This window comes from Kitasatospora sp. NPDC087271 (assembly GCF_044744605.1).
GTDB lineage: Bacteria > Actinomycetota > Actinomycetes > Streptomycetales > Streptomycetaceae > Kitasatospora.
This window is the reverse complement of the sequence record NZ_JBIUYQ010000004.1, coordinates 299,403-319,001: the sequence shown is the minus strand read 5'-3', so window position 1 is coordinate 319,001 and position 19,599 is coordinate 299,403. Positions and strand designations below refer to the sequence as shown.

General features: G+C 71.8%; 19 protein-coding genes. 7 read left to right on the top strand and 12 right to left on the bottom strand.

What is annotated here, in order from left to right:
• The first annotated feature begins 181 nt into the window (after positions 1-181).
• Entirely contained in the window at positions 182-886 is a 705-nt protein-coding gene (locus ACIO9K_RS10225) for a hemolysin III family protein (RefSeq protein ID WP_400328314.1), read from the top strand.
• Here ACIO9K_RS10225 and ACIO9K_RS10220 read toward each other — a convergent pair.
• The 3 genes from ACIO9K_RS10220 to ACIO9K_RS10210 form a co-directional block, all read right to left on the bottom strand.
• The gene (locus ACIO9K_RS10220; protein ID WP_363621340.1) at positions 857-1,339 is read right to left on the bottom strand and encodes a hypothetical protein; all 483 of its coding nucleotides are present in this window, start codon (positions 1,337-1,339) and stop codon (positions 857-859) included. The genes ACIO9K_RS10225 and ACIO9K_RS10220 overlap by 30 nt on opposite strands.
• 326 nt (positions 1,340-1,665) lie before the next feature.
• Positions 1,666-2,514: a hypothetical protein gene (locus tag ACIO9K_RS10215; RefSeq protein ID WP_363585459.1), complete on the bottom strand. Its 849-nt coding sequence runs from the start codon at positions 2,512-2,514 to the stop codon at positions 1,666-1,668.
• Positions 2,515-2,522: 8 nt separating this feature from the next.
• Positions 2,523-3,197: a papain-like cysteine protease family protein gene (locus ACIO9K_RS10210; protein WP_350879985.1), complete on the bottom strand. Its 675-nt coding sequence runs from the start codon at positions 3,195-3,197 to the stop codon at positions 2,523-2,525.
• Between the two features lie 265 nt (positions 3,198-3,462).
• Between ACIO9K_RS10210 and ACIO9K_RS10205 the strand changes: the two genes are divergently transcribed.
• A complete protein-coding gene (locus ACIO9K_RS10205) occupies positions 3,463-4,395 on the top strand; it encodes a hypothetical protein (RefSeq protein ID WP_363629619.1) in 933 nt (310 codons plus the stop codon).
• A gap of 11 nt (positions 4,396-4,406) precedes the next feature.
• Here the strand turns inward: ACIO9K_RS10205 and ACIO9K_RS10200 are convergent, their stop codons facing one another.
• Both ACIO9K_RS10200 and ACIO9K_RS10195 read right to left on the bottom strand, forming a co-directional pair.
• Entirely contained in the window at positions 4,407-4,994 is a 588-nt protein-coding gene (locus ACIO9K_RS10200) for a hypothetical protein (protein WP_400328311.1), read from the bottom strand.
• Positions 4,995-5,023: 29 nt separating this feature from the next.
• Complete coding sequence (locus ACIO9K_RS10195; RefSeq protein WP_400328310.1) at positions 5,024-6,712, bottom strand: alpha/beta hydrolase; 1,689 nt, start codon at positions 6,710-6,712, stop codon at positions 5,024-5,026.
• An 89-nt stretch (positions 6,713-6,801) separates the two neighbouring features.
• Between ACIO9K_RS10195 and ACIO9K_RS10190 the strand changes: the two genes are divergently transcribed.
• Positions 6,802-7,158 (top strand): hypothetical protein, encoded by a 357-nt coding sequence (locus ACIO9K_RS10190; RefSeq protein WP_400328309.1) that lies wholly within the window; start codon positions 6,802-6,804, stop codon positions 7,156-7,158.
• Here ACIO9K_RS10190 and ACIO9K_RS10185 read toward each other — a convergent pair.
• The 4 genes from ACIO9K_RS10185 to mca form a co-directional block, all read right to left on the bottom strand.
• Entirely contained in the window at positions 7,149-8,024 is an 876-nt protein-coding gene (locus ACIO9K_RS10185; protein ID WP_400328307.1) for a GNAT family N-acetyltransferase, read from the bottom strand. The two genes, ACIO9K_RS10190 and ACIO9K_RS10185, sit on opposite strands and share 10 nt — an antisense overlap.
• A gap of 40 nt (positions 8,025-8,064) precedes the next feature.
• Positions 8,065-10,173, bottom strand: coding sequence for a thioredoxin domain-containing protein (locus tag ACIO9K_RS10180; protein WP_400328306.1), 2,109 nt, complete (start codon positions 10,171-10,173; stop codon positions 8,065-8,067).
• 78 nt (positions 10,174-10,251) lie between these two features.
• Positions 10,252-10,443, bottom strand: a complete 192-nt coding sequence (locus ACIO9K_RS10175) for a hypothetical protein (protein ID WP_063348010.1) — start codon at positions 10,441-10,443, stop codon at positions 10,252-10,254.
• A 49-nt stretch (positions 10,444-10,492) separates the two neighbouring features.
• The gene (gene mca, locus ACIO9K_RS10170; protein ID WP_063351176.1) at positions 10,493-11,398 is read right to left on the bottom strand and encodes a mycothiol conjugate amidase Mca; all 906 of its coding nucleotides are present in this window, start codon (positions 11,396-11,398) and stop codon (positions 10,493-10,495) included.
• A gap of 240 nt (positions 11,399-11,638) precedes the next feature.
• On the opposite strand from mca, the gene ACIO9K_RS10165 reads away from it, so the two are divergent.
• Both ACIO9K_RS10165 and greA read left to right on the top strand, forming a co-directional pair.
• Positions 11,639-12,055: a DUF4307 domain-containing protein gene (locus tag ACIO9K_RS10165; protein WP_363585466.1), complete on the top strand. Its 417-nt coding sequence runs from the start codon at positions 11,639-11,641 to the stop codon at positions 12,053-12,055.
• A gap of 401 nt (positions 12,056-12,456) precedes the next feature.
• Positions 12,457-12,957 carry a transcription elongation factor GreA gene (greA, locus tag ACIO9K_RS10160; protein ID WP_363621328.1) on the top strand — a complete coding sequence of 167 codons (501 nt, stop codon included), beginning with the start codon at positions 12,457-12,459 and terminating at the stop codon, positions 12,955-12,957.
• A gap of 127 nt (positions 12,958-13,084) precedes the next feature.
• On the opposite strand, the gene ACIO9K_RS10155 is transcribed toward greA, so the two are convergent.
• From ACIO9K_RS10155 to ilvA, 3 genes are all read right to left on the bottom strand, one after another.
• A complete protein-coding gene (locus ACIO9K_RS10155; RefSeq protein WP_363621326.1) occupies positions 13,085-13,942 on the bottom strand; it encodes an ABC transporter permease in 858 nt (285 codons plus the stop codon).
• Between the two features lies 1 nt (position 13,943).
• Positions 13,944-15,050, bottom strand: a complete 1,107-nt coding sequence (locus ACIO9K_RS10150) for an ATP-binding cassette domain-containing protein (protein WP_400328303.1) — start codon at positions 15,048-15,050, stop codon at positions 13,944-13,946.
• Between the two features lie 311 nt (positions 15,051-15,361).
• Positions 15,362-16,573 (bottom strand): threonine ammonia-lyase, encoded by a 1,212-nt coding sequence (ilvA, locus tag ACIO9K_RS10145; RefSeq protein WP_363585470.1) that lies wholly within the window; start codon positions 16,571-16,573, stop codon positions 15,362-15,364.
• Positions 16,574-16,695: 122 nt separating this feature from the next.
• Between ilvA and ACIO9K_RS10140 the strand changes: the two genes are divergently transcribed.
• On the top strand, positions 16,696-17,178 hold the full coding sequence (locus ACIO9K_RS10140) for a MarR family winged helix-turn-helix transcriptional regulator (RefSeq protein ID WP_063348015.1): 483 nt from the start codon (positions 16,696-16,698) through the stop codon (positions 17,176-17,178).
• 191 nt (positions 17,179-17,369) lie between these two features.
• Positions 17,370-19,599: SpaA isopeptide-forming pilin-related protein (locus ACIO9K_RS10135; RefSeq protein WP_400328300.1), on the top strand; the 2,230-nt coding region annotated here is incomplete at its 3' end.

Below are 19,599 nucleotides of genomic sequence, written 5' to 3'. Positions count from 1 at the left end.
CACAGCGTCGAAATTGACTTATCTTTTACTACAGTAAGTACGATTACCGGCCAGTAATAGGTCGTCCACATCCCGGCCCGGACACCCCCGCGGGCACCTCGAACACTCCAAAACGTCCAAGAGTGATGATCACCACTTTCCTACGCGTCAGTAACCTACGGCCCCGTAGGTAACGGGTAGCATGCTGCGCATGACTGCTGAGCTCGTCGAGAGCACGGAGAACGAGGGCACGGAGAACGGGGCCTCGGGACGCAAGCCGAAGTGGCGCGGCTGGCTGCACGCCGGGATGTTCCCCGCCACCGTCGCCGCCGGGATCGTGCTGATCTGCCTGGCCGACTCCACCCCCGCCAAGATCGCCTGCGCGATCTACTCGATCAGCGCCTGGCTGCTGTTCGGGGTCAGCGCGGTCTACCACCGCTTCGACTGGGGCCCGCGCGGGGACGCCGTGCTGCGGCGGCTGGACCACGCGAACATCTTCCTGATCATCGCGGGCACCTACACGCCGTTCACGATCCTGCTGCTCAAGGGCGCCGACCAGCAGGTGCTGCTCTGGGTGGCCTGGGGCGGCGCGCTGGCCGGAATAGCGTTCCGGGTGTTCTGGGTCGGCGCGCCGCGCTGGCTGTACACACCGGTGTACATCGCGCTCGGCTGGGCCGCCGCCTTCTTCCTGCCGGACTTCCTGCACGCCGGCGGCGTCGCCGTCCTGGTGCTGATGATCGTCGGCGGGGTGCTCTACAGCATCGGCGGCGTGGTGTACGGGCTCAAGCGGCCCGATCCGTCACCGCGCTGGTTCGGCTTCCACGAGGTGTTCCACGCCTTCACCCTGGGCGCGTTCATCGTGCAGTACGTCGGGGTCTCACTGGTGGCGTACAGCGCGGCCGGCTGAACCCGGCGCGCCACGGCGGGCGGCCGCGCGGTCCACGGACCGGGCGACCGCCCGCTCCGCCGTCCAGGGGCGCTCGTACGGCGCCCGGCCCTGCGGGCGGCGCGGGTACGGCAGGTGGTCCGCCGCGTCGGCCTCCGGCCACGGCTCCACCGCCGGCCCGGCGGTGCGGCCGCGCGCCTGCCGGGCGTCCAGCGCCTCGCGGGCCCGGCGGCAGCGCTCGCAGTGCGCGGCGTCCGGGGTGACGGCCGACGGCCGGTGCCCCCGCGGGGCGGTCGGCCGACGGAGCGCCCGCCAGCGGCGGCCCACGTAGACCATGAGCAGCAGCACCTCGACCCCGGCGACGACCAGGACCAGCATCGCCCCGTTGATCAGGTAGGCCGCGACCACGGCGAGCGCGGACGCCACCACCACCGCCGCACCCCACACCTGGGCGTTCGACTCCCTGCCGGCCATTCGACTCCCCTTTCCCGGCGCCGGGCTCGTGGTCGGCTCCGGCCGCCCCACCCCTTCTCCGCTCTCGGCACGCGTCAGTCAGCACTGACCGATTGCCACATGGTATCTACCGTCCGTCACCCAGGGCTGCCCCCGGGCGGCGAACGACAGATCAACGTTGCGTCAATTCCTTGTGCGGAAGCATTACTTCCAGGACACATCACGCAGCGCGCCCGCTCGACTACGGATCGGCGTGCCGGGGTCGCACGCAGCACGGCGGGGCCCGGCTGCGTCAGCCGGACCCCGCCGCATCCCACGTGTGGCGCGCACGTCGCGCCCGAGAGGCCCTACCCCCGTCGGACACCCGCCCTGCGCCGCACGGCCGCACCCGCGCCCACGAGCGCGGTGACGCCCAGGGCTGCGGCCGCCGTCACGGCCGGCAGCGCCGAACCGCCGCCCGCCGCCCGTTCCCGGTCGGCCGCCAGCTGGTAGCCGCCGCCCTTGCCCTCCCGGTCGTACGCCGAGCCGGGCAGCTTGTCCCCGTACCGCTGGTGCACCAGCTTCTGGTACGCGGCCAGCGACACCCCGCCCGCGCCCACCGAGCGCCGGGCCTCGTCGTCCAGCGGCAGCACCCGGCCGTCGCGCAGCACGTACCAGGCGTTCACCTGCGGCTCGCGGAACGCCGTACCGCCACCGCCGCCGGCCGCCTTCGCCGCGTAGTCGCTCTCGTCACCGCCGGAGGCGATGTTGACCACCCGCCAGGAGTCACCCTGCCGGATCGTCCACACCGAGGCCGTCTGCCCGTCCGCCGCGACCACCTTGCTCGCGGTGAACTCGGCCGTCGCCACCGGCGCACCCGGGGCGCCGGCCACGAAACCCGCGTCCAGGGTGTACACCGGCACGGTGTCGCCGGCCAGCCGCGGCGCGGCCGCGCTCGCCGCCTGCGCCTCCTGCGCCGCACCGATGGTCAGCTGCTGGGTCGGCGGGACGCCCTTGCGGGCGAAGAAGTGGCCCACCTTGTCGAGGACGGCCTGGTCCTGGACCACGCCACGGGCCTTCGCCAGATCCGCGACGGGCACCGGCACCGGGGCGCCGGCCGGCCCGTCCGCGTGCGCGGCCGGGGCCAGCGCCAGCCCGAGGCCGGCGGCGAGCAGGGCGGTGACGGCGGCCCGACGGGCCTTTCCGAGGTCAGTCATGGTCGCCCTCACGCGCCGATCCGGTACAGGGAGTGGGTCCACGAGAACGTGTTGTTGTTCACGTAGTAGTTGTAGTCCGCCCAGTTGTAGCGGTAGTTGGACGGCCACGGGTCGCCCCAGTACACCCAGTTGCTGCTGGTGTCGTAGCCGTAGACGACGTGCATGTGCCCGCCGCCGGAACTCCACTGGATCCGGGTCTCGATCGGCCGGTTCGCGTCCACCTCGGTCTGCACGGTGTTGTAGCGCAGGTAGCCGGTGACGTACGAACCCGGGTTGATGCCGACCCAGTCCAGCCCGTTCTGCACATCGGCCAGCGAGGCCTGGCTGTTGGGGCAGCTGGAGTTGACCGAACGGCCGAACGCGGCGTTGCAGAACTGGTTCTGGCTGTAGTTGTAGCCGAACCAGGTGGCGATGGTGTTCCCGCTCGCCGCCCAGCACCAGTTGGTCTGCTGTTGCTGCTGCATGGTGATGTTGAGCTTCTTGAACGTGCCGGCCAGATCGGCCGTGCTGCCGGGCGCGGCAGCCTGGCGAACCTGCGCCGGGGCACGGTCCTGGACGGGAGCGAGATCCTGGGCGGGGGCGGCGAGCGCCGGAGTGGCCGCCACCGCGGTCAACGCCGGGCCCAGCACGCCGAGGGCGAGCAGCGAGACCGCGCGGCGCAGCCGTATCCGTGGAACTGGCATGGGGGAAATGCCTCCTTGCACAAGCGGAGCGGGGTGCTGTGTGGGGGCGCGGTCCGGATCGCGCCATGAGCATCCCGCCACCCCCGGAAGCCGGTCAACGGCCCCCAGGACCACCACAGTTCAGGTGTGAACGACCGGCCGCGGGTGTGAACGCCGCCCCGAAAACCCCCGCGTGGCACGCCAGACCCGGTGACAAACCGCCGCCCTGATGTGAATATTCACGGTCAAACACGGTCTGCCCGCGCCCGTCCCCCAGGAGGCCGTCATCCACCGCACCGACCAGGCCGACCTCACCGCCGCCCTCCGCACCGGCCCCTTCCACCTCGCCCTGCGCACCGCCATCGCCACCCGCGGCCTCGCCCTCCACCGCATCCGCCGCCACCTCGCCCTGCGCGGCGTCCACGTCGGCCTCACCAGCCTCAGCTACTGGCAACAAGGCCGCCGCCGCCCCGAACGCCCCGAATCCCTCCGCGCCGTCGCCGCCCTCGAAGACGTCCTCGACCTCCCCGAACACTCCCTCACCCGCCTGCTCGGCCCCCGCCGCGCCGCCGACACCACCCCCGCCGGCCCACCCGTACGCCCCTACCGCGACCTCATCTCCCCCGCCACCGCCGTCGACGACCTGCTCGCCACCATCGCCGGCCCCCGCGACACCGGCCTGCACACCATCACCCACATCGAACGCATCCGCCTCGGCCCCGACCGCCAACTCGCCCGCCGCGACTCCCAACACGCCCTCCGCGCCCACCGCGACGGCATCGACCGCTACCTCGCCCTCTACCAGGGCGACCCCGGCAGCGACATCACCCGCGTCGGCGTCCGCGCCGAAGAGAACTGCCGCCCCGGCCGCATCCGCCGCGACCAGACCCACCACCTGCTCGTCGCCGAACTCCTCCTCGACCGCCGCCTACGTGCCGGCGACACCCACCTCCTCGGCTACGGCTTCGACGACGCCCCCTCCCCCGACCCCAGCTGCGAATACGTCCGCGGCTTCAACTCCGGCGCCGGCCAGTACGTCCTCCAGATCACCTTCCACCCCGCCGCCCTCCCCGTCCGCTGCCACCGCTTCGCCCTCCACTCCCCGGGCGAAGCCCCCTACGAGACGGAGGAACTGACCCTGGACGGCCACCACTGCGTCCACCTGGTCGCGACGGCACTGCGGCCGTGCCTGCTGGGAATCAGGTGGGACTGGGAGTGACGGGCGCGGCGTCAGTGCGACCAGTACGGGTCGTCGACGTCGGGTGCGCCCTCGTGACCGGTCAGGCGGGGGCCGACGGGGCTGGCGCCGTAGTCCTTCTCGGGCTGGTAGCGGACCGGGGTCACCTGGGCGCTGATCGACACGTCGAAGTACAGGTCGCTCGGGGTGTTGACCGCCAACAGGTTGAAGCCCGCCGCACCGCGCGCCGGGCAGTTCAGTTCGACGTAGTGCTTCGCCTCGTATCCGACGGTGGAATCCTCCCGCCGGCACCGGTCGCCCCAGAGCTGCGTCAGCTGGTCCAACAGCACCGACAACTTCGCCGGGGCCACCTTCGTCCGAAGCCTGGCGGAGAGCATGACCTGTGACAGCAGAGCCGGTTCGCCGTCCGCGTGCTCCGGATCTCGGTCCACCGCGTAGCCACTGCCGAAATAGGCCACCGACGGGGTTATCGCGCCGATGGCCGTCCGCAAGGTCTCGTCGAGTTGCCCCTTCGCCTCGCGCGGGCTCAGCTGGGGGGCTCCCCGGTCTTTGATGGCCATCGGCCCGTAGCCGTTGTAGAACAGCCCCACCCCGGCGGCCAGCACGGCTACCGCCGCCACTGAACACCCGAGCGCCCGGCGCGGTCGCTTCATCGCCCGCCCGTCCGTTCGACGTCCCCGCTGCCGATGACGATGGCCGCGACGTTGTCCAGCGAGGGCCCACCGCGGCCCGTCAGGTACTTGGTGTGCGCGTCGATGGGGTTGCCCCTGCTCCAGTCGTCGACGGCGAAGCGGTTCGCGCCGAAGTGCTTGCTCGCCGGGTCCCGCCCGTACCAGCGTTCGTCCGGGTCGATGCTGAACTTGGACGGAACGCGCGTCACGACGTCGTTGTCGGCCGCGCCGACCCAGACGTGGCCGGGCGGCAGCTTGAGGTCGGAGGCCTTGTCCACTCCTACGCCCGGGCTGCCGAGGAAGACCACGTCGTCCGGGGGCGCGTAGTGCGACCCGGGCTGGGTCGCGAGCTTGGTGGCCTGGCCCACCAGGTACGAGCCGTAACTGTGTCCGACCGCGGTGATGTGCGGCGGCTGGGCGCCCTCGTGGTTCACCCGCACCCCGCTCAGGAACTTCGCGTACGCCGGAGCTCCGTCCCTGCCCGCCTTGGTCGAGGCGGCCCCCAGGTCGGCTCCGGGCGGGTCGTACCCTAGCCAGACGATCGAGGCGACCGAATGGCCGGCCGGAGCCTTCTTGCTCGCGCTGCGATAGAGGCTCAGCGCGTTCTCCGCCTCGTTGGTGCCGTCGTGAACGTTTCCCCCCACCCCCAGGCTGCCGGTGTCGGTGGTGATTCCCGGCACGTAAGCCGAGATGTCGGTGGCGGTGTCCGGGTTCCCGTACGAGAGGATCGCCCGGCCCTTGCCCTCGTTGCCGAGGCCCAAGAGGTAGATCGGGGGGCGGCTCGGGTCTTTCCCGTCGATCTCAAGCCGGTTGACGATGGGCCCGTAGAGGTCGTACAGGTCCTGCTCTGCGGAGTTCAGCGGTACGTGGTTGGTGCGCTTCTTCATGATGTCGTCCATCAGGAACTTCAGGTGCGCCCGGTTCACCTGGTCCCGTACCTTTGCCGGCACCCCGTCGAGGTTGCCGAGCGATTCCGGATGGTGGCTGAGGAACCACTGCTGCCCGTCCGCTCCGAGACCCTTCCACCAGGCGTTGACGTCCGTCGGGGTGGCTTCGTTGCCCGGCATGTTCAGCTTCCAGAGCGGATTGGCCGCCTCGCCGAACTGCAGCAGGTAGACGTCCGCGCTCGCAGTCCTGGCGTCCAGGCCGCTCTTGTCGGTGGCGTGGCCCGTGTACTTCTTGAGTTCTTCGGCCAGCCCCTGGTCGACCCGGGTGGCCTCCGACAGCGCCGCGCCGATCCGCTGGGAGATCTCCTCGGCGGCCGCTTTCTGCTTGGCCTCCCAGTCCGTGCTCTGGAAGGGACTGCTCGCCGGGGGCCAGCTCACCGACCCGCCGTCGTCGACCGACATGCCTTTGGCCTGGGCGTCGACGAGCGCCTTGCGGAGCTTGCCCTGGGCGAGCGTGAGGGAGTCGGCGCAGTCCCGCACCTCGGCGCCGATGCAGTGCAGTTCGGTCGCCGCCGCACGCAGCTTGTCGGTGATGCCGTCCAGGACCGGAATCGCGGCGGCGGCCGCCGGTCCGCTCCACCCGGACCCGTGGACCCGGTCCGCGGTGCCGCTCTTCCAGTCGGCGGCGTGCTGGCCGCACGCCTTGCACAACGCGTCGTAGGCATCCGCCACCGCGTACAAGTCCGCAGGCTTGGCGTTCTTCAGGCTTGCGAGGTCCATCCCCCAGTCCCCCCGTTACCCATAGGCGCCCCCGGAGCACTCAGGGATACCATAACTCCCGCTATCGATACGGAGATCGGGGGGGCATCGTGCCGAGCGACCCAGGATTCACCGTCAAACCGGGCGAGTTGACCGCAGCCGGGAACAGCGCGCTGACCGTCGCCGGGAAAGTGCCCGACGAGACCGCGAAGTTGGCCGAGCCGAGCGCCAAGGCGGCTGCGAGTCTGGCGGGTTGGCGGAGCGGGGCGGCGTTGCAGGGGTGCGGGGCGGCCTGGAAGGCGCTGCTGGACGGCCTGGCCGGTGACATGAAGTCGGCCGGCGGCAATCTGCTGACCTGCGCACAGACGTACGTGAACGCGGACCACCTGCCGGCACCCGCCGCGACTGCGGCCGTCGACCCCTTCGACACGAAGGTGGTCAGCGGCCGCCCGGTCGACTACGCGTAATTTCCGTCCCGCGTCGTGAAGTCCAGGGTCAGGCAGTCCTCGACCGGCCGGTAGCCGATCTGCTGGTAGATGGAGTTGCTGGTCGGGTTGGCGAGGTCGGTGTAGAGCAGGACCTCGGCCGCCCCCTGGGCGAGGGCGTGGGCGGAGGCGGCGGCGGTGACGGCGCTGGCGTAGCCGCGTCCGCGCTGGTCGGTCGGGGTGTAGACGGGGCCGATGCGGGACATGCCGGCGATCACCGGGCTACTGCCGGCCAGGGCGACGGGGTGGCCGCCGTCCTCCCACAGGTGGAGGCCGCCGGTGGCGATCCGGTCGTCGACGGCCTGGGGGACGTTGGGCAGGTCGACCCCGGCTTCAACGAGGAACTCCTCGTACCAGCGGATCGCCAGTTCGCGGTCGGCCGGGGCGGCGGGCCGGTGGCGGCCGGCGGGCGGGCGGGGCGGGTCGGTCAACTCGCCGAGCCGGTAGAGCCGTTCGTTGAAGCGGACGGACTGGCCGGCACCGGTGGCGGCGGTCCAGGCCGCGGCGAAGGCCCGGACCGCGTCCGCACCTCCGCCGACGCCGGACACCTCGGTGAACTCGCTCCCGGCGGCGGCCAGTTCGACCGCCAGCTCGGCTGCCGCCGCCGGTGTGCAGGAGAGCCGGGGGCCGAACGGCGGCGTCTGGAGGAAGGCTCCTTCGACCGGGCCTCCGTCCGCCGGGCGCCACCAGCCGAAGACCGGTGGCCGCTGCCCGAACACGTCCAGGCCGCGTTCGGCCAGCCGGTGTACGACCGTGAGCAGGACGGTGCTCTCGGCCGGGCGGGCGGCGAGGAACTCTTCCGCGTGGCGCCGGAAGTCGTCGAACGAACTGCTCAAGGTCCAGGTCATGGCCCATTCTGGCCCGGCCGTACCCCCTCCCACCAGCGTTTTATTCGACGGCGACGCCCAGCCGCTCGCCGAGGACCGCCGGGTCGGTGGTCGGCGCTTCGCAGGCGAAGTGCCGGCAGACGTAGGCGGCGGGTGCTCCGCCGACCAGCGGCCGGCCCGCCAGCAGCGGCACCTCCGCGCCGCCGTCCTCCACCGAACCGTCCGCCGAACCATCCGCCGGGTTCTTCACCGAACCATCCGCCGGGCCCGTCGGCGCGCCCACCGCGACGACCGCCCCGGGCGCGGTCCCGAGCAGCGCGGCCCGGCGCAGTGCGGCGGTGGCCGGGTCGCCGGCCGGGCCGACGACGGCGACTTCGCGCGGCCCGTCGAGCAGCGCCTCGGCGACGGCGAGGCCCCAGCCGATGAACCGGGGGGCCCGGGACGCGAGCGCGCCGACGATGCCGAGGGCCCGTTCGGCGGCCGTCCGGTGCCGGTCGGAGCCGGTGTAGGCGGCGTAGGTGAGCAGGGCGCCGGCGGCGGCGGTCCAGCCGGACGGGGTGGCGTTGTCGGTGGGGTCCTGGGGGCGCCGGATGAGTTCCTCGGCGTCGTCGGCGGTGTCGTAGAGCGCACCGGAGGCCTCGTCGGTGAAGTGCTTGAGCACGGTGTCGAGGAGTCCGCCGGCCAGTTGCAGCCAGGCGGCGTCGCCGGTGACGGCGTACAGGGACAGGAAGCCCTCGGCGGTGTCGGCGTAGTCCTCCAGGACGCCCGCGTTGGTGCCGGCCCGGCCGTCGCGGGAGGTGCGCAGCAGCCGGCCCTCGGGGGTGAGGTGGACGGCGAGCAGCAGGTCGGCGGCGCGTTCGGCGGCCTCGACGAGGTCGGGGCGCTCCAGGAGGGCGCCGGTCTCGGCGAGGGCGGCGATGGCGAGGCCGTTCCAGGCGGCGACGACCTTGTCGTCGCGGGCGGGGGCGGGCCGCCGGGTGCGGGCCTCGAACAACCGGGTGCGGATGGTCTCGTACTCGGCGAAGTCCTCCGGATCGGCGAGGAGTTGGAGAACGGAGGTGCCGTGTTCGAAGGTTCCGCCGGCGGTGACGGTGAACAGCCGGGCGGCGGTGGCCGCGTCGGCGGGGCCGAGCAGGTCGACCAACTGGCCGGGTTCCCACACGTAGTAGGCGCCTTCGGTGGACTGCCCGGTCTCCTCGTCGAGGCTGTCGGCGTCCAGCGCGGACGCGAACGCTCCTTCGGGGGTGCGCAGTTCACGCAGCAGGAAGTCGGCGGTGGTCAGCGCGGTCCGACGGGCCAGCGGGGAGCCGGTGGCCCGCCACAGGTGCAGGTAGGCGCGCAGCAGCAGGGCGTTGTCGTACAGCATCTTCTCGAAGTGCGGCACGACCCAGCCGGCGTCGACCGCGTACCGGGCGAAGCCGCCGCCGAGTTGGTCATGGATGCCGCCGCGGGCCATCGCCTCGCCGGTGCGGACGGCCATCTCCAGGGCCGCCTCGGAGCCGGTGCGGGCATGGTGGCGCAGCAGGAACTCGACGACCATGGCCGGCGGGAACTTGGGCGCGCCCCCGAAGCCGCCGTGCCGGTCGTCGAACTCCCGGCTGAGGGCGACCAGCGCCTGGTGCAGATCTGCGCCGGCGGGCGGATGGTGGGCACCGGCCGAGTAGACGGCGGCGCGCTCGGCGAGGTCGGCCCGGATCCGCCCGGCGACCTCCGCGACCTCCTGCCGTCGGCCCCGCCAGGCGGCGTCGACGCCTTCCAGCACCTGGCGGAAGGACGGCATGCCGTGCCGGGGCTCCGGCGGGAAGTAGGTGCCGAAGTAGAACGGCTCCTTGTCGGGCGTGAGGAACACCGTCATCGGCCAGCCGCCCTGCCCGGTGGCGGCCTGCACGGCCTCCATGTAGACGGCATCAACGTCGGGCCGCTCCTCCCGGTCCACCTTAACGGCGACGAACCGCTCGTTCAGGTAGCCGGCGACCCCGGCGTCCTCGAAGCTCTCGTGGGCCATCACGTGACACCAGTGGCACGCCGCGTACCCGACGCTGAGCAGCACCGGGACCCCCCGCCGCTCCGCCTCCGCGAAGGCCTCCGGCCCCCAGGGCCACCAGTCGACCGGGTTCTCGGCATGCTGCAGCAGGTACGGCGAGGTCGCGTCCGCGAGACGGTTCGGCATGCCCCCCATCCTCGCGCATCGGGGGCCGGGCGCCGGGACACCGGCTGCGGCGAGCCGGGTCCCGCGCGCGCCCGCGCGCTACTCCTTGGGGGCTTCCGGCTCCTCCGCGAAGTCGACCTTCTTGAACTGCCGGTTCATGGACTTGGCCAGGAACCAGGTGGCCACGCCGAGGGCGGCGAAGACGACGAAGCCGAGGAGTCCGGGGGTGACCTTGGCGTCGTCGACGGCGAGGTCGGCGGCGAGGTTGACGAGGTTCACGGGGGCGCTCATATCTCTATGGTGGCCCGGCTCACGGGGAGCCGGGCCATCGGGGGGTGGTTCAGTCGCGCGTGTCGGCGGCCTCGACGGCCAGGGTGGGGGTGCGCAGGCCGGCGAACAGGTCGTCCTCCGGCAGGTCCACGTCGATCAGGGTACGGGCGAGTTCGTAGTCCTCGGTGGGCCAGACCTCGCGCTGGACGTCCAGCGGGACGCGGAACCACGGCCCGTCGGGGTCGATCTGGGTGGCGTGGGCGATCAGCGCGCGGTCGCGGGTCTCGAACCAGTCGCCGCAGCTCACCCGGGTGGTGATCTCGCGCTCCTGGCGGCCGCTCTTCTCCCAGCCCGCGATCCACTCCCCGTACGGCGAGTCGTGGCCGTGCTCGGTGAGGTACTGGTGCAGGGCGCGGATGCGGCCCATCGGGAAGCCGTGGTTGTAGTAGACCTTCAGCGGCTGCCAGGGCTCGCCGGCCTCCGGGTAGGCGTCCGGGTCTCCGGCGGCGTCGAAGGCCAGCATGGTGATCTTGTGGGTCATGATGTGGTCGGGGTGCGGGTAGCCGCCGTTCTCGTCGTAGGTCGTGATGACCTGCGGCTTGAACTCCCGGATCAACCGGACCAGCGGTTCGGCCGCCTCCTTCACGTCCTCCAGGGCGAAGCAGCCCTCGGGCAGCGGGGGCAGCGGGTCGCCCTCGGGCAGGCCGGAGTCGACGAAGCCGAGCCAGGCCTGCTTGACGCCCAGGATCGCCCGGGCCTCGTCCATCTCCTTGCGGCGCACCTCGTGGATGTTCTCCTCGATGTACGGGTCCCCCTGGAGCTTGGGGTTGAGAACCGACCCGCGTTCGCCCCCGGTGCAGGTGGCCACGAGCACGTCCACTCCCTGCTCGACGTACATGGCCATGGTGGCCGCGCCCTTGCTGGACTCGTCGTCCGGGTGGGCGTGCACCGCCATCAGTCGCAACTGCTCAGTCAACGCCTTGCGTTCCTTCCACATATCGGGCGTTCCGCGAAGTCCGGTCCGCCCACCGTACGAGCCGCTCACGTCGGGGCCGCGTCGCCGCGGGACCGGCCGCGGACGAACCCCGGCCCGGTCGAGCCCCGCCCCCGCCGGACCGGCCGCGGGCGTGCCCCTCCTATAGTGACGGACTGGAGGAGCGTCGCATTCCCCCGCACCACCCGCGCGGCCCCTCCCGTCAGGAGAGGACTGGGTCCGATGAACGCGAGCACCACCACCCCGCAGCTGCCCGAGGGGCGCTACGGCCGGCGCGGCGACCGCGATTCGGACCGCCGCCTGAAGGTGGTCGGCGCGGTCTGCGGCGTGCTGGGCCTGGGCCTGGTGGCCTGGCTGGGCGGCTCCTACCTGCTGCGCGAGACCACGATCAACGGCTCGGTGCCGACCTTCCAGGCGGTCTCGGACTCCGAGGTCGAGCTGCACCTGGCGGTGCGCAAGAGCGGCGGGACGGCCGGCAGCTGCACGGTCCGCTCGCAGGGTTCGGACGGCTCGGTGGTCGGGGTGGCCGACTTCCCGGTGCCGGCCGGCGGCTCCAGCTACGACGCCGTGGTCACGCTGCGGACCACCGCCCGTGGCACCACCGCCGAACTGCTGGGCTGCACACCGGCGAAGAAGTAAGCCCCCGAAGGAGCGCGGAGGAGGAGGCCCGGCCGCCGAGTCGCACCGGCAGCGCGCCCCGCTCACCGGTACTCTGCCGGGCACCACCGGTACTCTGCCGGGCACCGGCGCATAACCGATCGGGAGAACGGGCATCCGTAGGAAGTCCCGCACCCGGCCCGGCACGCACCGCCCCCGTACACCGTGGCGCATTCGCTGTACACCGTGGCGCAACGCCGACGTCAATGGCGCGCCAACGACCCTTCTGCTTGTCGGCAGGACTTGTTAGGCTCGTGGTTTCGCCCCTTCCGCACCGGATGGTACGGGAGCGGGCGTTGCTTTGTAGTTACGACCGATATCACCACCAACCCTGCTGACGACTCACACCCTCAGCACAGCCCCAGCACCTACGAGGAGCACCCGTGACCCAGACCAGTGAGAACGTGACCTGGCTCACTCAGGCCGGCTACGACCAGCTGAAGGCCGAGCTGGATCACCTGACCGGGCCCTGGCGCATCGAGATCGCCCAGAAGATCGAGGCGGCGCGCGAGGAGGGCGACCTCAAGGAGAACGCCGGCTATCACGCGGCCAAGGAGGAGCAGGGCAAGTACGAGCTGCGCATCCGCCAGCTGACCCAGCTGCTGGAGCGTGCCAAGGTCGGCGAGGCCCCGGCCGACTCGGGTGTGGTGGCCCCGGGCATGGTCGTCACGGTCGCCTTCGACGGCGATGAGGACGACACCATGGAGTTCCTGCTCGCCTCGCGCGAGGTCGCCGGCGCCGACACCATGGACGTCTACTCGCCGCAGTCGCCGCTGGGCCGCGCGATCGACGGCAAGCAGATCGGCGACGAGGCGACCTACGAGCTGCCGAACGGCAAGCCCGCCATGGTGAAGATCGTCAAGGTCGTGCCGCACGCCGGCTGACCAGGCCTGACCCGGCGTGATCCGGCGTGATCCGGCGTGATCCGACCTAGCCAGGCCTGACCGGCCGACGAGGGCGGCCGCGGAGTCCAGGACTCCGCGGCCGCCCTCGCGGCGTACCGGGCGCGGTTCAGCCCACGGCCGAGCGGTACTTGCGCACCGACAGCCAGGAGAACACCGCGGTGATCAGTACCGACCAGAGCACCGACACCAGCGCGGCGTGCTGCATCGGCCAGGTGGCGTCCACCGGGCCGACCTGGTTGCCGAACAGGTCCCGGCAGGCCTGCACGGTGGCGCTGAACGGGTTCCAGTACGCGACCGCCTGCAGCCAGCCCGGCATCGAGCTGACCGGCACGAAGGCGTTGGAGACGAAGGTCAGCGGGAACAGCCAGATCAGGCCCGCCGAGGTGGCCGCCTCGGGGCTGCGCACCGAGAGGCCGATCAGCGCGCCGATCCAGGAGAACGCGTAGCCGAGCAGGAGCAGCAGGCCGAAGGCGCCGAGTGCGTTGAGCACGCCGTCGTGGATCCGCCAGCCGACCAGCAGCGCGACCAGGGCCAGCACGACCACGGTGAACGCGGTCTGGCACAGGTCGGCCAGGGTGCGGCCGACCAGCACGGCCGAGCGGGCCATCGGCAGCGAGCGGAAGCGGTCCACCAGGCCCTTGGTCATGTCCTCCGCGATCCCGGCGGAGGCGCCGGCGACGGCGAAGGTGACGGTCTGGGCGAAGATGCCGGCCATCAGGAACTGGATGTACGAGTCTGAGCTGGAACTCGCCCCGGGGATCTTGATCGCCCCGCCCATCACGTACGAGAACAGCAGCACGAACATGACCGGCTGCATCAGCCCGAAGACCACGATCTCGGGGATCCTGGTCATCCGGCGCAGGTTGCGCTTGGCGACCACCCAGGAGTCGTGCAGGGTGGCGGCGACGCCGCGGCGCTGCCTGGGCATCGCCTCGCCGATGGCGTGCTCGGTGGCGGTGCTCATCTCAGCGCTCCGTTCCGGCCGCGACGGCCCGCTTGTCCGGTCCCTGGCCGTCGGAGCCGTCCGGCCCCTCGGCGGGCGGCCCCTCGGCGAGCGGCCCCTCGGCGGACGGCCCGCCCTTGCCCCGACCGCCCCGGCCGCGGCCGCCGGAGCCGTTCTCCTCCTCCACCGCCTCGGCGACGTGGCCGGTGAGGGTGAGGAACACGTCGTCCAGGGTCGGGCGGCGCAGGCCGATGTCGTCGATCTCGATGCCGCGGGCGTCCAGTTCGCGGATGACGTCGGCGAGCACCCGGGCGCCGCCGCTGACCGGCACGGTGATCCGGCGGGTGTTCTTCTCCACCGCTGGCTCGCCCAGCGCGTACCCGGACAGCGCCGCGACCGCGTCGGTGACCAGGCCCGGCTCGTGCACCACGACCTCTATCCGCTCGCCGCCGATCTGGGCCTTGAGCTGGTCGGCGGTGCCGCGGGCGATCACCCGGCCGTGGTCGACGACGGCGATGTCGTGCGCCAGCCGGTCGGCCTCCTCCAGGTACTGGGTGGTGAGCAGCAGCGTGGTGCCCTGCTCGACCAGGGTCTCGATGACCTCCCAGAGCGCGAGCCGGTTTCGCGGGTCGAGGCCGGTGGTCGGCTCGTCGAGGAACATCACCGGCGGCCGGACGACCAGCGCGGCGGCGAGATCGAGGCGGCGGCGCATGCCGCCGGAGTAGGTCTTGGCGGTGCGGTCCTTGGCCTCGGTGAGGTTGAACCACTCCAGCAGCTCCAGCGCCCGGGCCTTCGCCTGACGGGCGCTCATCTGGTAGAGCTCGCCGACCATCTGGAGGTTCTCGAAGCCGGTGAGGTACTCGTCGACCGCCGCGTACTGGCCGGACAGGCCGATCAGGCTGCGGACCTTGTTGGGGTGCTTGAGCACGTCGACGCCGGCGACCACCGCGCGGCCCGAGTCGGGACGCAGCAGGGTGGTGAGGACCCGCACGGTGGTGGTCTTGCCGGCGCCGTTCGGGCCGAGCAGCCCGAGCACCGTGCCCTCGGGGACGTCGAGGCTCACGCCGTCCAGGGCTCGTACGTCGCCGAAGGTCTTGACCAGGTTCTCGGCTTGGATGGCTGGCGCCATGGCCTGCCTCATCTCCTCGGACGAATATGGGCGATCTGTCACACTCTGCCCCTTTTTCGGGCATGCGGGCGACTCGGTTTTCGCCTACCGGCGCACAGAACGCGATGTATCGCGAGTCTGGCAGCACGCGATATATCGCGTCAAGGCATAGGGCTCCGCCATAGTGACAGGGACCACTGACATCCACCGAGATCCGCTGAGGCCCGCCCCGCACCATCCGGCGCCCGAGACGCCAGGCCCCCAAGCCCCCCAAGCCCCCCAAGCGCCTCAGGCTCCTTATGCTCCTCAGGCTCCTCAGGCACCTTCGGGACTCAGCTGGAAACGACGTACCCCGCGTCCCGCAGCTCGCCGACCACGGCCGCGCAGTGCTCCGGCCCCTTGGTCTCCAGGTGCAGGTCCACCTCGACCTCGGTCAGCCCCAGCCGCGGGTCGATCCGCACGTGCGCGACGTCCAGCACGTTGGCGTCCAGCCTGGTCAGCACCCCCAGCAGGTCGGCCAGCGAGCCCGGCTTGTCCGCCAGCCGCACCCGCAGAGACAGGTACCGGCCGGCCGCCGCCAGCCCGTGCCGCAGCACCCGCTGCATCAGCTGCGGGTCGATGTTGCCGCCGGACAGCACGGCCACCACCGGCCCCTCGAAGGAGTCCGGCTGCTCCAGCAGCGCCGCGATCGGGGCCGCCCCGGCCGGTTCGACCACCAGCTTCAACCGCTCCAGGCCCAGCAGCAGGGCCCGCGACAGCGCGTCCTCGGAGACCGTCCGGACGCCGTCCGCCAGCGAGTTGACCACCTCGAACGGGATGTCCCCGGGCCGGCCGACCATGATCCCGTCGGCCATCGTGGCGTAGTGCTCCAGCGACACCGGCCGCCCGGCCGCCAGCGAGGGCGGGTACGCGGCCGCGCCCGCCGCCTGCACCCCCACCACCCGGACGTCCGGCCGCAACGGCTTGACCGCCGCCGCGATCCCGGCCAGCAGGCCGCCGCCGCCCACCCCGGCCAGGATGGTCCGCACCTCGGGACACTGCTCCAGGATCTCCAGCCCGACGGTCGCCTGGCCGGTGACCACGTCCCAGTGGTCGAAGGGGTGGATGAACACGGCGCCGGTCGCCTCCGAGTACCGCTGCGCGGCCTGCAACGCCTCGTCCACCGTGGCACCGTGCAGCCGCACCTGCGCGCCGTACTCCCGGGTCGCCGCGACCTTGGGCAGCGGTGCCGCGACCGGCATGAACACGGTCGAGTGCACCCCCAGCAGCGAGGCCGCCAGCGCCACCCCCTGCGCGTGGTTGCCCGCGCTCGCCGCCACCACCCCGCCGGCCCGCTGCACCGGCGAGAGCCCGGCGATCCGCACGTACGCGCCGCGCAGCTTGAACGAACCGGTGCGCTGGAGGTTCTCGCACTTCAGGTGGACCGGCGCGCCGATCAGCCCGGACAGGTACCGGCTGCCCTCCATCGGCGTCACCCGGGCGATTCCGGCGAGCATCTTCTGGGCGCCGCGGACGTCGTCGAGGGTGACCGGCCAGTTGTGCATAACGCCAGCCTACGGTGGTCGACACCGGCAATCCGGGATGCCGGGGCTGTTCCCGGGCCCGCCCCGCCCGCGTACGCTGCTGCTTCTGAGCCTCCCTCACCGCACGACGATCGTGAGCCGCGATGACGACGACCTCGCCCCAGGCCACCGACCGCACCGACCCCGTGCACGCCCGACTCCAGTACCAGCTGGCGGTGTTCGCCCGCCGGATGGACCAGGTCCGGACCACCGGCGGCGGTCTCGGCGCGCTGGACCGGGCCGCCTACCTGCTGCTCGACCGCCTGGAGCGGCACGGGCCCGCCAACGTCAAGGCACTGGCCGAGTCGCTCGGCGTCGACTCCTCCACGGTGACCCGGCAGGTCGCCCCGCTGGTCGCCGGCGGGTTGGTCGGCCGGGTCCAGGACCCGGCCGACCGCCGCGCCGTACGCCTCGCGCTGACCCCGGTCGGCTCCGGCCGACTGGCCGAAGTCCGCGACGGGCGGGCCGAGTTGACCCGCCGCCTGACAGCCGACTGGCCGCCCGAGGAACAGCAGGCGTTCTGCGCCCTGCTGGCCCGCTTCAACCACGCGATGGAGTCGTACACCGCGGACCAGCAGGGCCAGTGACCGCCGACGGCCAGTGACCGCCGACGGCCGGAGGCCGTCCCCCGCGCCCGGACCGATCGCCCGTCGACACACAGCCGAACGGGTGCATTAACACGATTTTCAGATGACAACACCAGCGAGTCACGATGCTCGGCCCTCCAGCCCGGAACACTCCGAGGGCCCCATTGTGTCCACATGGTGAGAGGACTGAGGTGAAGCCCAGTCAGAACCCGGTGACCACCGTCACCTGGAGACGCCGACTCGGCAGGACGGTGGGTTCCGTCCTGGCCCTGACGCTCGTGCCCTTCGGCATGTCACTCGTCGCACCGCCGGCCGCGTACGCGGCCGGTCTTCCGGGCGGCCTCGGGCCGTGCCTGGGTGCGGACTGTCCCGCGACGTTCCCCCCGGTCAACAACGGTCCCTTCGCAGGCCGCGACGACGGCGTGAACATCTTCGTCGGCGGCGACTTCAACGTCGGCGGTTCCGCCGCGGAGGCCGAGGGGCACGTGGTGACCCTCGGCAACTTCGACCTGAACAAAGCCCCGGGAGGCAGCTCCGTCTACAACATCGGCATCGTCGGCGTCGGCTCACGGGTCCCCCCGCCGAACGGCGCCGACTTCCTCACCGCCGGAGGCAACGTCACGGTGGCCCCGGGGCAGAGGCTCCTGGCGGAGGGCGGCGTCGTCCGCTACGCGGGCACGGCCACGGGCACCATCGTCGGCACGAAGGTCCAGGAAGCACAGGCCGTGGCCGCCTACACGCCGCTGCGCGGTCAGCTGCAGACGGCGAGCGAGTGCTACGCCGGGGTCGGCACACCCCGCCCCGCCACCGGAACCGCGGTCAACCAGGGGTACCAGACCCTGTTCACCGGTGACGGCACCTCCGCACTCCAGGTCTTCAACGTCGACTTCGACATCGCCGGGAACGGAGGCTCCACTCAGGGCATCGCGTTCGCCGGCATCCCCGCGAACGCGACGGTACTCGTCAACCTCGTGGGCGGCGCCCGCACCATCAACACCTACAGCGGGAGCCTCCAGGACACCGATCCCTGGAACCAGCTGCGCGAGCGCCTCCTGTGGAACTTCCCCGCCGCGACGTCCGTCACGCTCAAGGGATCGGGGCAGTTCCAGGGCAGTGTGCTGGTCGGCAACCCGGCCAGCACCGCCACCATGAGCCTGCCCGGTCTGAACGGACGGTTCTTCACCACCGGTTCGCTGCTCCAGAACTCCGGCTCGGGGATGACCGGGACCGAGTTCCACGCCTATCCCTTCAACGGCGACCTTCCGGCGTGCGGAAGTCCCGCTCCCACCGCCTCGACCAGCGTGACCAAGGTCGATTCCGTCACGGGGCAGCCCCTGGCGGGGGCCACCTTCCAGCTGTGGCGTGAGACCAACGGCGTCCCCGGCCTCCAGACCTCGGGGGGCACCCCGGACACCGAGGTGGGCGCCCCCTGCACGACCGGGGCGAACGGCGTCTGCTCCACGGCAGGTCTCCCGTTGGGCACCTACTACTGGCAGGAGACCGCCGCTCCCCCCGGCTACGACCTGCCGCAGCCCGCGGTGACGACCGTGGTCCTGGACACGAACGGGCAGAACGTCCCGGTGACCGTCCAGGACACCAAGTCCCCGATCGTCGAGACCGGCTCCACCACGGTCACCAAGGTCGACTCCGCCACCGGGCAACCGCTGGCCGGCGCGACCTTCCAGCTGTGGCACGAGACCAACGGCGTCCCCGGCCTCCAAACCACCGGAACCAACCCCGACACCCCCGTCGGCTCCCCCTGCACGACCGGGGCGAACGGCGTCTGCTCCACGACAGGTCTCCCGTTGGGCACCTACTACTGGCAGGAGACCGCCGCTCCCCCCGGCTACGACCTGCCGGAACTCAACGTCACCACCGTCGTCCTCGACACCAACGGACAGAACGTCCCGATCACCGTCCAGGACACCAAAGCCACCGCCCCGACCGGCTCCACCACGGTCACCAAGGTCGACTCCGCCACCGGGCAACCGCTGGCCGACGCCACCTTCCAACTCTGGCACGAGACCAACGGCACCCCCGGCCTCCAAACCACCGGAACCAACCCCGACACCCCCGTCGGCTCCCCCTGCACCACCGGAGCGAACGGCACCTGCTCCGCAAACGGCCTCCCCCTCGGCACCTACTACTGGCAAGAAGTATCGGCACCCAACGGCTACGACCTGCCGGAACTCAACGTCACCACCGTCGTCCTCGACACCAACGGACAGAACGTCCCGATCACCGTCCAGGACACCAAGACCATCGCCCCGACCGGCTCCACCACGGTCACCAAGGTCGACTCCGCCACCGGGCAACCACTGGCCGGCGCCACCTTCCAACTCTGGCACGAGACCAACGGCACCCCCGGCCTCCAAACCACCGGAACCAACCCCGACACCCCCGTCGGCTCCCCCTGCACCA